Annotated in this window: 13 protein-coding genes; 11 read left to right on the forward strand and 2 right to left on the reverse strand. The window is 62.4% G+C overall.

Going from position 1 to position 12,313, the window contains the following annotated elements; all coding sequences use genetic code 11:
• The first annotated feature begins 2 nt into the window (after positions 1-2).
• The gene (locus V9L18_RS03550) at positions 3-1,412 is read left to right on the forward strand and encodes a bifunctional dTDP-4-dehydrorhamnose 3,5-epimerase family protein/NAD(P)-dependent oxidoreductase (RefSeq protein WP_337345793.1); all 1,410 of its coding nucleotides are present in this window, start codon (positions 3-5) and stop codon (positions 1,410-1,412) included.
• Between the two features lie 69 nt (positions 1,413-1,481).
• Here the strand turns inward: V9L18_RS03550 and V9L18_RS03555 are convergent, their stop codons facing one another.
• Positions 1,482-3,191: a DUF2142 domain-containing protein gene (locus V9L18_RS03555; RefSeq protein ID WP_337345794.1), complete on the reverse strand. Its 1,710-nt coding sequence runs from the start codon at positions 3,189-3,191 to the stop codon at positions 1,482-1,484.
• Positions 3,188-4,246: a substrate-binding domain-containing protein gene (locus V9L18_RS03560; RefSeq protein ID WP_337345795.1), complete on the reverse strand. Its 1,059-nt coding sequence runs from the start codon at positions 4,244-4,246 to the stop codon at positions 3,188-3,190. The genes V9L18_RS03555 and V9L18_RS03560 overlap by 4 nt, the downstream gene beginning before the upstream one ends.
• 230 nt (positions 4,247-4,476) lie before the next feature.
• On the opposite strand from V9L18_RS03560, the gene V9L18_RS03565 reads away from it, so the two are divergent.
• From V9L18_RS03565 to ftsX, 10 genes are all read left to right on the forward strand, one after another.
• A complete protein-coding gene (locus V9L18_RS03565; protein ID WP_337345796.1) occupies positions 4,477-5,700 on the forward strand; it encodes a CpaF family protein in 1,224 nt (407 codons plus the stop codon).
• Positions 5,700-6,554, forward strand: coding sequence for a type II secretion system F family protein (locus V9L18_RS03570; RefSeq protein WP_337345797.1), 855 nt, complete (start codon positions 5,700-5,702; stop codon positions 6,552-6,554). The genes V9L18_RS03565 and V9L18_RS03570 overlap by 1 nt, the downstream gene beginning before the upstream one ends.
• On the forward strand, positions 6,551-7,495 hold the full coding sequence (locus V9L18_RS03575; protein ID WP_337345798.1) for a type II secretion system F family protein: 945 nt from the start codon (positions 6,551-6,553) through the stop codon (positions 7,493-7,495). Before V9L18_RS03570 ends, V9L18_RS03575 begins: the two co-directional genes overlap by 4 nt.
• Before the next feature lie 72 nt (positions 7,496-7,567).
• The gene (locus V9L18_RS03580; RefSeq protein ID WP_337345799.1) at positions 7,568-7,834 is read left to right on the forward strand and encodes a hypothetical protein; all 267 of its coding nucleotides are present in this window, start codon (positions 7,568-7,570) and stop codon (positions 7,832-7,834) included.
• Complete coding sequence (locus tag V9L18_RS03585; protein WP_443197929.1) at positions 7,831-8,283, forward strand: TadE/TadG family type IV pilus assembly protein; 453 nt, start codon at positions 7,831-7,833, stop codon at positions 8,281-8,283. The genes V9L18_RS03580 and V9L18_RS03585 overlap by 4 nt, the downstream gene beginning before the upstream one ends.
• On the forward strand, positions 8,264-8,788 hold the full coding sequence (locus V9L18_RS03590; RefSeq protein WP_337345801.1) for a hypothetical protein: 525 nt from the start codon (positions 8,264-8,266) through the stop codon (positions 8,786-8,788). The genes V9L18_RS03585 and V9L18_RS03590 overlap by 20 nt, the downstream gene beginning before the upstream one ends.
• A gap of 29 nt (positions 8,789-8,817) precedes the next feature.
• Positions 8,818-9,231: a pilus assembly protein TadG-related protein gene (locus V9L18_RS03595; protein WP_337345939.1), complete on the forward strand. Its 414-nt coding sequence runs from the start codon at positions 8,818-8,820 to the stop codon at positions 9,229-9,231.
• Positions 9,232-9,283: 52 nt separating this feature from the next.
• Positions 9,284-10,399 carry a peptide chain release factor 2 gene (gene prfB / locus V9L18_RS03600; RefSeq protein ID WP_337345802.1) on the forward strand — a complete coding sequence of 372 codons (1,116 nt, stop codon included), beginning with the start codon at positions 9,284-9,286 and terminating at the stop codon, positions 10,397-10,399.
• 180 nt (positions 10,400-10,579) lie between these two features.
• Positions 10,580-11,374 carry a cell division ATP-binding protein FtsE gene (ftsE, locus tag V9L18_RS03605; RefSeq protein WP_337345803.1) on the forward strand — a complete coding sequence of 265 codons (795 nt, stop codon included), beginning with the start codon at positions 10,580-10,582 and terminating at the stop codon, positions 11,372-11,374.
• Positions 11,371-12,285, forward strand: coding sequence for a permease-like cell division protein FtsX (gene ftsX / locus V9L18_RS03610; RefSeq protein ID WP_337345804.1), 915 nt, complete (start codon positions 11,371-11,373; stop codon positions 12,283-12,285). Before ftsE ends, ftsX begins: the two co-directional genes overlap by 4 nt.
• Positions 12,286-12,313: the final 28 nt, after the last annotated feature.

The following is a 12,313-nucleotide window of genomic DNA, read 5'->3' on the forward strand; positions in this document are numbered from 1 at the left end:
CGATGACCATCGAGTTCTCGAAAAAGCTGACCACACACGAAACGCCGATCCCCGGCGTCGTCCTGTACGACCTTCCGGTCCATGGCGACAACCGTGGCTGGTTCAAGGAAAACTGGCAGCGGGAGAAAATGGTGGCCTTGGGGCTGCCCGATTTCCGTCCAGTGCAGAACAACATCTCCTTCAATGAGAAGGCCGGAACCACCCGCGGTATCCACGCTGAGCCGTGGGACAAGTTCATTTCTGTTGCCACCGGGAAAATCTTCGGTGCGTGGGTGGACCTGCGCGAGGGGCCTTCCTTTGGGGCGGTATTCACCGCCGTCATGGACCCCAGCCAAGCCATTTTTATCCCCAGGGGAGTGGGTAACGCTTTCCAGACCCTGGAGGACAATACTGCCTACACCTACCTCGTCAACGACCACTGGTCAGCCGACGCGCAAGGCCAATACACCTTCCTGAACCTGGCTGACGAGACTGCCGCCATCGAATGGCCGGTGCCGCTGGCGGAGGCCGAACTCTCGGACAAGGACAAGGCCCATCCCAGGCTCGGCGAGGTAGTCCCGATGCCGCCGAAGAAGACACTGATCCTTGGCGCAGATGGTCAGCTGGGCAAAGCACTGCGGGAACTTTACGACGGCGACACATCAGTCGAGTTCGCCGGCCGCGCCGACTTCGACATCACCAGCGCGGACGCGTATGCCCGGAAGAATTGGAAGAACTACTCGGCCGTTATCAATGCTGCCGCGTACACCGCAGTTGACCAGGCGGAGACCCCTGAAGGCCGGGCCGCGGCGTGGAAGATCAATGTGGAGGCTGTTGCCCACCTGGCCCGCACCGCCGTCGAGCATGACCTGACCCTGGTCCAGGTCTCCTCGGACTACGTTTTTGACGGCTCCGAAGCTGACCACCATGAGGGCGAGGCGTTCTCGCCGCTTGGCGTCTATGGCCAGTCGAAGGCTGCCGGCGACGCAGTTGTATCCGTGGTGCCGCGCCACTACATCGTCCGCACGAGCTGGGTTATCGGCGAAGGGAACAACTTCGTCAGGACCATGTCATCCCTTGCAGGCCGTGGGATTGCACCGTCGGTGGTCAACGACCAGATCGGGCGGCTCAGCTTTACCCAGGACATCGCCGCCGGCATCAGGCACTTGCTTGAATCCGGCGCAGCGTACGGGGTCTACAACCTCAGCAATGATGGCGAGCCGCAGTCCTGGGCAGACATCGCCGCTGATGTTTACGAGCTCACCGGAGCCTCCCGGGACGACGTAACCGGCGTCAGCACCGAGGAGTACTTCAAAGGCAAGTCCGTCTCTGCCCGCCCGTTGAACAGCGTGCTGGATCTCTCCAAAATCAAGGCTGCAGGGTTCTTTCCTGCCAAGGCCGGGGACCGGCTCCAGGAGTATCTGCGGGGCTAAGACCTTGCAATACAAAAGAACTCTGGACTTCCGCGGTATTGCGGAGGTCCAGAGTTCTTTAGGGTGTTGTCAGGGTTTTGTGGAGTCTGCCCGCGCAACCGCCTGGCCGTTCGCAGACTGGGGGCCCTTCTGCCGGAACGAAAGCCGGGCCAGCGACCCTGGCATCGACAGCAGGGTGCCGCCCGGGTGAAGGTAGCCGAACAGCATGCCCGCACCAATCAGGACCGTGACGGCGTAAACGAGGGTCAGGACCTCCCAGGTGAAGGGTGGCTGCCATCCCGGAACAGTGATCATCGTCTGCCAGTTCCCCTTATCCGGCAGACCTACAACGTACCGGCGCAGCACAAACAGGAACCCGTAGACGTGGGCGATGGCACCAGCGAGGAGCACGAGCCGTGTCATCGCCTGGGAAGGCCGGCTTTGTGGAAAGTGCCGGAACCGGAACGCCATGCCCGCCGCGATGACCGCTATCAGGAACAGAGGCAAGCTATAGCGGCCCTGCCAGATGAACCCCACGCTTGCCACGAGTCCGGCCTGCATCACGGACGGAACCAGCAGCAATGCTGCCAGGGCGGCAAGGAACCCCAGGCGCAGGCGCCAGTGCCTGACCAGGAAGACCATCAGGATCGCGAGCATCAGCAACATGTTCCAGAACATCAGGACAGCCTGGGGCATGGGGGTGTCAAGCCAGCCCACAACGCCGACGTACTGGATGACGTAGTCGAAGGACCGGTCAAGCATGGTGAGGAAGGCGTTGTACGGCCGGACATCGTCACCGGTGACATTTGAAATTCCCGGCGGCGCCTCTCCCGCTGAGGGCGGTGCGTTGAGGATCAACAGGTTCCAGGCCATGCCCAGGGCCACCCCGACTGCTGCCACACCCACGGCCATGAGGACCACCCTGTTGCGGAATAACACGAGAAAGTCTTTCCAACGGTAAAAAACACAAGCGACGACGACGGCGCACAGCAGCCAAACGAGCGACACCGCCCTGGTATTGGCCAAGGCGATGATTGACACCGCCACGGTAATCACCGCTGGACGCACGACTCTCAGTTGGCTTGAGTTCTCCAAAACCACGAGGAAGCCGCAGAAGGCGGCCATGGTCGCAGCCACTTCCAGGGAATTGGGGTTGATGCCGCTCGCCAGGAAGAGAACCATGGGTGTCGTTGCCACTGCCGCGGCCGCCATGGGCCACTTTGGATGCCGCAGCCGGCTGAGGGCGGTGAAGCCTGCTGCGTAGAACGCGGCGGAGAGCAGCGCACTCAGAATGCGCATGGCGAAAACCGCAGGCGCTCCGGACATGAACAGGCTGGGGAGCCCCACGAGCCAGTAGTACATCGGGTTGTACAGGCCTGCGGATGTCACGCCGATCGTCAAGTAGTTGTCATCGGCAGGGACCCCAGGGGCGCACCCGGCTGACCGGTCACGGTGGAACGCAAAGCAGGTCTGCGCCTGGAGGTTAGCAATGTAGGAGGGCACTTGTACATGGAGGCCGTGACCGAAGGACTTCCCCGCCTCCGGCGCGATCTGTCCGCGCGCGACGGCGGCGGCTTTGATGGTGTGCACCGGCTCGTCGGGGTAGGCCATGAGGGGAGTGGCCAGTGCCCAAAGCACCATCAGCCCTGACAACAGCGCGAAAACCCGGAAAAAGGTCTTGGCCGCTGGTCTCGTGCGGGTGGTTTGATCAGCGGGTGTTCCCGGGACGATGTGTGTCATGCCTGCCTTGCCTGAGGACGGACCGTGGGGCGTCATGCCCGGCCTGAGTTGTGCGCTCATTCGACGGAGGTGATGTCGTCGACGCGGGACTTGGCCATGGTCAGTGCCTTCTCGCTAAGGGTGGAAACGCCGGCGAACCGGGCGGAGTTGCCTTGTCCGCCTCCGCTGAGGACATAGTTGCCCCAGGATTTCACAAGCGTGGTCAGGGAAGGATTCGCGTAACTGCTGCAGTAGGCCTGGTAGGTCACTGTTGCGAGGCCATAACCGGAAGCGGCGGTGTTGTCGACGGCGAATGTGACGCTTTCCCCCGGACCGGTGCCGGTGGTTCCCGCTGCGATGGACTTGCCGAGGCTGTCGTCGCTCATTCTGACGAATCCTGTTCCGAAGTCGAGCAGTGCAGTGTCGAAACCGGACCCGATTCCTGCCCGGTCGACGAAGGCTATGGAGCCTGCCGTGTCGTCGACTTTCCGGGGTACTGCGTCGTACTTCTTGACCGTTACGTCTCCGGCCGGCTCCGGCCAGCTCCGGTCGGCCCGGGCAGGCCATCCAGCCGGAGTCAAATAGTCAGTGACAGCAGCCGTCAACGGGGACGCTTCTTCCGCCCTGATGGGAACGATGTCCTGGTCGGGAAACTCTGACTCCGGGTTGAGCCTTGCAATCTCCGGGTCTTCCCAGTTGGTGATCCGCCCGCTGAAGATTCCAGACAGCGTCTCGGAGTTCAGTTTCAGGTTTTTGACACTGGGAAGGTTGAACATCACGCCGATCGGGATGACGGCTACGGGGACCGAGAATGCGCCGTCAGGCCCGCAGGCGTCCCTAGATTTCTCCACATCCTCGCTGGTCAGCGGGGTGTCGGTGGCAGCGAAGTAGGCCTGGCCGGTGATGAGCGCGTCCACTCCAACGCGCGGACCATCGGGTGAGTAGTTGAGCGAAGTCTCGGGAAATTCCTTCATCCAGCCGCTGCGCCATGCCGAGATCGGCGCGCCCTGGGCAGGCGTTCCGATTGCGGTCAGTGCGCCGCGCACGGGGGCCTCGGATTGCGGCACCGCGCAACCTGCCAGGGAGGCTGCCAACGCGGCCGTCATGGCGAAGGACCGGATCGAGAGTGGTCTCAATGCTGTATTTCCTCTTCGTTCAGATTCTCCGCACACGGCGGACCGGGGCCAGTCAGGCCCGCACTTCCTCGGCCTAGCCTACTTTGCCGGAGCCCACGGCATGGTCAGCGCTGGGCCTGACCGGGTTTTCCACATCTTCACAATATGACTTGGTCGTATGGTGTAGGGTGCCTAGGCTGTACCTCAGTTACACTGCTCCGCTGGGGGCGGCAGTTGTATGGGGGAATCATATGGACGCTGTGCAAATCGTGGAGGACGAAGTCCGCGAGCTGATCCGACGTCGTGGCCTGGACCCATCGCGGCAGGCCGGAGAGGTCCGTCGGCTGGTTGAGGCTGCTGTCACCGACTACGACGAACGGGCTCTCGTGGGGCCACTTCCTCCGATCGGTCCGCTTGAGACGGCGCGCAAGTTTGTTTTCGATGCCGTTGCAGGGTTCGGGGTCCTTCAGCCTCTGCTGGATGATCCCACCATCGAGGAAATTTGGCTCAACGCCCCGAACGAAATCTATGTGGCACGGAATGGTGAATCCGAGCTGACATCCCTGAGCCTTTCAGACCAACAGGTCCGCGACCTGGTGGAACGGATGCTGAAGAGCTCTGGCCGCCGCCTGGACATGTCGTCGCCATTCGTGGATGCCGCCCTTCCGGATGGATCAAGGCTGCACGTAGTCATACCGGATGTAACGCGCCGGCACTGGGCAGTGAATATCCGGAAGTTTGTCGTGAAGGCGAGCAGGCTCGAGCACCTGGTTGAGCTCGGCACGCTGACGCCGCAGTCGGCACGGTTCCTGGGGGCGGCCGTCGCAAGTGGGCTGAACATCCTTGTGTCCGGCGCTACCCAGGCCGGAAAAACCACCATGCTGAACTGCCTGGCCGCGAGCATCGGTAGCAGGGAGCGGGTGGTCACCGTAGAGGAGATCTTTGAACTTCAATTTCCGCTACGTGATGTCGTGGGCCTGCAGTGCCGTCAGCCCAACCTGGAAGGCCAGGGCGAGATACCGCTGCGCCGGCTGGTGAAAGAAGCGCTGCGGATGCGTCCGGACCGCCTGGTGGTGGGGGAGGTCCGGGAGGCTGAGAGCCTGGACATGTTGATTGCCTTGAATTCCGGACTTCCCGGGATGTGCACTGTCCATGCGAACTCGGCCCATGACGCAGTGACCAAGATCTGTACCCTCCCGCTGCTTGCCGGTGAGAACATCTCGTCGGCGTTTGTTGTACCCACGGTCGCATCATGCATTGACCTGGTAGTGCATTGCAGCCGCCAGGCCAACGGGCGCCGCCAGGTCACCGAAGTACTGTCGCTGGGGAGAAGAGTCGAAAACGGCGTTATCGAGTCGTCGATGGTTTTCGGTATGGACGATGGGATGCTCCAGCCACGGGCCAACTCCATGCCGGCAGCTGAGAAATTTGCGCGCGCCGGCTACGACGTCGCGGCGCTGCTGGAACCGCACTGATGGCACCGCTCATGGGGGTAGTTGCCGGCGCTGGGTTCTTTCTTATTTGGTGGTCGTGTTGGGAGAATCCGCAACCGGCCGCCCGGCCGGCCAGATCAAGCCGGCTGGAAGACCTTCTGGCGTCCGCCGGTATTGAGAGAGTCTCGGCGGCCGGTTTGATGGCCAGTTGCCTTGGACTGGGCCTTTTTGTGGCGCTCGTATTCTTCGCCGTCAGCCGCTCGTGGCCGATGGCGGCGTGCTTCGGCCTCTTCGGTGCCTGGCTTCCGGTCAGCGTGATCCGCTGGCGTGCCAGGAAGAGAACGGCGCTGCTCCGTCAGTTGTGGCCGGACGTCGTGGACCACCTCAGATCCGCTATCCGGGCGGGACTGTCACTGCCGGAGGCCCTCATCCAGCTCGGGGAGAAGGGTCCCGAGGAACTGCGGTACGTCTTCAGGGACTTCGGCTCGGACTACCGCGCCGGAGGCCAGTTTGATGCCTCGCTGAACAAACTCAAGGACCGGCTGGCCGATCCCGTGGCTGACCGGATCGTGGAAGCACTGAGGCTGACGCGCGAAGTCGGAGGCGCGGACCTGGGGAAACTGCTCAGCACGCTTGCGGAGTTCCTGCGGGAAAACGCCCGCACACGAAGTGAGCTTGAGGCCCGCCAGTCGTGGACCATCAACGCAGCCAGGCTGGCGGTTGCTGCTCCCTGGATCGTTATGCTGCTTCTGGCCACGAGGCCAGAGGCGGTCCAGGCGTACAACACGCCGGTGGGTGTCGCTGTTTTGCTCGGCGGCCTTGTTGTGTCCCTTGTCTGCTATTCGCTGATGCTGAGGATTGGCGCCCTCCCACCGGACGAAAGGGTTCTCAGATGACGGGCTCTCAGGCCGCGGCCACCATCTGCGGAATCGTCCTCGGAGTGGGACTGTGGCTGGTCTTCGTCCGATTGCCGATGATGCGCGCCACTACACTGGCCGAACGCATTGAACCGCAGCTGAAGTCACAAAACCTTGAGTCAAGGCTGCTGCGCGCAGCGGGGGACCAGAACGTCACACCCTTCGGCCCGCTGGAACGCATTATGAGGCCCCTGATCCGCGACGGCTTCGCGGCCCTGGGCGGGCTGAACCTGGGATCCAAGGGCCTTGCACGACGGCTCGCCCAGGCAGGCATCAACAAACCTCCGCTCGACTTCCGGGCTGAGCAACTGCTCTGGGCTGCGGCAGCCTTCAGCCTCTCGCTGTCGTTGGTGGTCCTCGGTGCCCTAGCGGGCCGTTTCAGTCCATTGCTGGCGGTCCTCGCGGTCGTTGGGAGCGGGTTCGGCGGGTTTCTGTTCCGCGACTATTGGCTTGGGATCCAGATCAGGAACCGGGAAGCCCGGATGATGGCTGAGTTTCCCAGCCTGGCCGAGTTGATGGCGCTCGCGGTCGGTGCCGGCGAAAGCGCCACCGGCGCGCTGGACCGCGTCTGCCGCAGCGCGCACGGGGAACTGGCCAAGGAGTTCTCCCGGATCCTGGCCGAAACCCGGGCCGGCAGACCACTCGTGGAGGCCATGCAAGGGTTTTCCGCCCGAACCGACCTGGGTCCGCTGATCCGGTTCGTTGACGGCATTATCGTGGCCGTGGAACGGGGGACCCCGTTGGCGGACGTACTCCGGGCCCAAGCCCAGGATGTCCGGGATACGGCCAAACGGAACCTTATGGAGTCGGCCGGTAGAAAAGAGATTGGGATGATGGTGCCGCTCGTTTTCGGTGTCCTGCCCTTGACCGTGATCTTCGCTGTTTACCCCGGCATTGCAGCCATCAGCCTTGGCTTATAAGCGGCCTCGCTGGGCAACCATAACCAGCCGGGCTGCCGGCTTTGAGAACGCGACTACTGAATAGGACGAAAGATGAAAAACTTGGGATTGCGCAGCGGATTGCAGCTTTTGGGCATCGTGGCCGGCATCTGGTGCTTAGCTCGGATAAGCCTGCAGCCGTACGGGGCGCTGCCCGCCGGGCGAAGCTACGCAGCCTCCGAACACCCAGAGCGTGGCGACGTCCCTGGCTGGGTAATGATCACACTGATGTCGGCGGTCCTCGTGGCAGCGTTGCTGGCTTTGGCGGGTCCGGCTTTGGAGTCGATGTTCAACCAGGCCATGGACAGGGTCGGAAACTGACCATGCCCCGACGCCTTGGGCGGGACCGTCTCCGCGGTGGCAGTCCCGTTGCAGTACAAGGCCGTTTCAGGCGTGCGTCAACGGGCGAACGCGGTTCGGCCGTGGTGGACTTCGTCCTGGTGGGTGGCCTGCTCAGCATGTTTTTCCTGGCCATCATCCAACTCACCTTGGTCCTCCACGTCCGAAATACCCTGATCGACGCCGCGGCATCAGGCGCCCGTTACGGCACCTTGGCAGACAGGGGCGCCGCCGATGCCCAGGAGCGCGCCGGGGCGCTGGTTGGAATGGCACTTAACGAGGAGTTCGCCCGCGATATCAGCACCTCCGAAGTGACCTTCCAAGGCCTCCGGACGCTGGAAGTGACCATCAAGGCCCCCATGCCGGTTATCGGATTGATCGGGCCCCGGGACATGTTGGAAGTCAAGGGCCATGCCGCTGTCCAGCCCTGAAGCCATCCATTCGGCCGTAGTCCGAAGGCTGAGGTTCGCGTGTGGCCTCCCGGCCACGACCGCTCCGCCACCGGACGACAACACCAGAGCCATCCGCGAACAGGGGAGCGCAGTGGTGGAATTTACGTTCCTCGCGCTGCTTCTGATGGTTCCGCTCGTGTACTTCATCATTACTATGGGCCAAATACAGGGCGGATCCTTTGCCGTCGTTGGGGCGGCCGACCAGGCCGCAAAAGTGTATGTCGCCCAGCCTGACGCTGCCTCGGCGCAGCGCGCGGCCGAGCAGGCGGCCCTGGTTGCCCTCGCAGATTACGGTCATCCTGCCGACAACGCCCAAATAACCACGAGTTGTGAACCGTCTGCCTGCCAGGCGGCCGGAACGGCGGTGACCGTGACCGTCAGCTTGATGGTGCCTCTGCCGTTTGTGCCGTTCAGTGACGAGTTCAGGCTCAACGCCAGCAACGTCGAAGCATCTTCGACCCAACTGGTTGGCAGGTTCCGGTGAAGGCAAAGAATGCCGGGGAGGACGGCCAGATGATTGTCCTCATCATCGGATATGTCCTGCTGGCACTCTTGGTGACCACTGTCGTCGTCGGCATCTCCAGTGTCTACCTGGAGCATAAGCGTCTCCTGTCCCTGGCCGACGGAGCGTCCCTGGCCGCGGCCGACAGCTTCACCCTGGGTGATGTGGGATCCGACGACGGCGGTCCCTCCACTGTCCTCGGTTCCGAACGCGTCAGGAACGTTGCCCGCGACTTCATCGGCAGAAATCCAGCCGCGGCGCGTTTCGACCGCTTGGACGTCGCCCCGGCGACAGGCAGTCCCGAGGGCTCCACCGCCGTCGTTGTCCTCACCTCTGCCGTCCATCCGCCAGTGGTGAATTTCCTCATGCCCGACGGAATCAGGATCGAAGCTTCCTCCACGGCCCGTTCCCGGCTTACGCGGTGACCTGCGGCGGGGAGTCGGGGCCTCCGGCCGGATAGCGTAGGCTTAAACAACCATGGCCAATATTGATTTTTCCGCAGAAATCCGCGCCCTTCGCGCCACCTACACCTCCATCGAGCGAGTCAGCGATGTTGAGGCTCTGAAGGAAGACATCGCTGAACTCAGCGAGCGGGCCGGCGAGCCGAACCTGTGGGATGACCCTGCTGCTGCCCAGAAAATCACGTCCCGGCTCTCCCACCGCCAGTCGGAACTGGAGCGGCTCAACACTCTGGCCTCGCGGATTGACGACCTCGAAGTCCTTGTGGAGCTCGGTCAGGACGAGGACGACGCTGATTCCATGGGCGAAGCGGCTGCGGAACTCGAGTCCATCAGGAAGGCACTGAAGGAGCTCGAAATCGTCACGCTGCTCTCCGGCGAATACGACGAACGTGAAGCGGTAGTGTCCATCCGTGCGGGAGCCGGCGGGGTTGATGCAGCTGATTTTGCCGAGATGCTGATGCGGATGTACCTGCGCTGGGCGGAGCGGCACGGTTACCCGACCACTGTTATGGACACTTCCTACGCCGAGGAAGCCGGGCTGAAGTCCGCCACTTTTGAGGTCAAAGCCCCTTACGCCTTCGGAACTCTGAGCGTGGAGGCCGGCACCCATCGCCTGGTACGGATCAGCCCCTTCGACAACCAGGGCCGGCGCCAGACCTCCTTTGCCGCCGTCGAAGTGATCCCACTCATCGAACAAACTGACTCCATCGACATTCCTGACAACGAGATCCGCGTGGACGTTTTCCGGTCCTCGGGCCCCGGCGGACAGTCGGTCAACACCACGGACTCTGCTGTCCGCCTGACCCACATCCCCACCGGCACAGTGGTGTCGATGCAGAATGAAAAGTCCCAGCTACAGAACCGCGCGGCTGCGATGCGGGTCCTCCAATCAAGGCTCCTGCTCCTGAAGAAGGAGCAGGAGGACGCCGAAAAGAAGGCGTTTGCCGGGGATGTCAAGGCATCCTGGGGCGACCAGATGCGCTCGTACGTCCTGAATCCGTACCAGATGGTCAAGGACCTGCGGACCGACCACGAAGTCGGCAACACGTCAGCGGTTTTCGACGGCGAGATCGATGACTTCATCGACGCCGGCATCCGGTGGCGTACTGACAACCGCAACGCCGAGAAGTAACTGTCCGGCAGTCCTCACGGCACTGATCGCGCGACACGCCCCCGGAAGCCCCTAAATACGGCCTCCGGGCTGCGTATAGTCGAGGAGCCGGAGCTCTACTTCCCCCAAACAGAAGCCCGCGCACCGGCTGCAGATCTGGGCTGCGTAACGATCAGCCGTGCCTGCAGGGTACTTAGGGTCATGATCCGATTCGAAAATGTCACCAAGGTCTACGACCAGCAGGCACGGCCCGCGCTGGATTCTGTCAACCTTGAGATCGACCGTGGCGAGTTCGCCTTCCTCGTAGGCGCTTCCGGATCCGGAAAATCCACCTTCCTGCGGCTGGTGTTGAAAGAGGACCGCGCCTCGTCCGGGGCCGTCTACGTGGCCGGGCAGAACGTCGCCAAGATCTCAAGCTGGCGGGTGCCCCGTCTCCGCCGCGGCATCGGCGTCGTCTTCCAGGACTTCCGTCTCCTGCCGCAGAAAAACGTCTTCGCCAACGTCGCCTTCGCAATGCAGGTCATCGGCAAGAGTCGCAGCGTCATCCGGGACACGGTGCCCGAGGTACTCAAGACAGTGGGGCTCGAAGGTAAGGAAAACCGGCTTCCGCACGAACTCTCCGGTGGCGAGCAGCAGCGCGTGGCCATTGCCCGTGCGGTGGTTAACCGGCCGGGCATCCTCCTGGCGGACGAGCCGACGGGAAACCTGGATCCCACGACGTCAATGGGCATCATGGGTGTGCTGGACAAGATCAACCAGAATGGCACCACAGTAGTAATGGCCACGCACGATGACGACATCGTCAATGAGATGCGCAAGCGCGTAGTGGAGTTGAAGAACGGCGTAGTCATCCGCGATGAAGCGAAGGCCCTCTACACTTCCATGATCCCGGTTGTTGGCCAGTCGCGGCGGCTCAAGGACGCCAGCGGCCGGGAGGAGCCACCGCCTGCCAGCCCTGAAGGACACCGCGAAGGCTCAGGGGAGGGACAGCGATGAGGCTCGCTTTTATCCTCGGTGAGATCGGCAGCGGCCTGCGGCGGAACGTGACCATGGTCGTTTCCGTCATCCTGGTGACCTTTGTTTCCCTGACCTTCGTTGGCGCAGCCGGGATGCTCCAGCTGCAGATCAACCAGATGAAGGGCTACTGGTACGACAAGGTCCAGGTAGCGATCTTCCTTTGCAGTGACGGTTCGACGGCCGCCGGGTGCGCCGCCGGCCCGGTCACTCCGGAGCAGCAGGACAACCTGCAAAGCCTCCTGGAGTCACCGGCGGTGGCTCAGTACATCAACGATTTCCAGTTTGAGTCCAAGGAAGAGGCTTACAAGCACTTCAAGGACCAGTTCTCCAATTCCCCGATTGTTGACTCTGTCACGCCGGACCAGCTTCCGGCCTCCTTTCGGATCAACATGAAGGATCCGGAGAAGTACCAGATCATCAGCGAGACCTTTTCGTCCCAGCCCGGCGTCGAGACTGTTATTGACCAGCGCCAGTTGCTGGAACGGCTCTTCTCCGCCATGAATGCCGCTTCCCTCGTGGCTGTCAGCGTCGCGGGCGTCATGATTGTCTGTGCCATCCTCCTGATCGCTACCACTATCCGCCTCTCGGCGTTCAGCCGACGCCGCGAAACGGGCATCATGCGCCTCGTGGGCGCCTCCAAAACAGTCATCCAGCTGCCGTTCATCCTCGAAGGTGTCATTGCTGCCGTGATCGGCGCTGCGCTGGCGTCCGGAACGCTGTGGGCCGTGGCGCACTTCTTCCTGGGGGAGTACCTGTCCAAGCAGTACCCGGACACGGCCTTCATCTCGCCGGCGCAGACACTCATCCTTGCGCCTGCCTTGCTGATCCTTGGCGGATCCTTGGCAGGAATTTCGTCTCTCTTGACCTTGCGCAGATATTTGAGGGTTTAGGCTGTGCAAACCGACCAAGGAAAGCTTA

It is taken from the genome of Pseudarthrobacter sp. CCNWLW217, assembly GCF_037203985.1.
Lineage (GTDB): Bacteria > Actinomycetota > Actinomycetes > Actinomycetales > Micrococcaceae > Arthrobacter.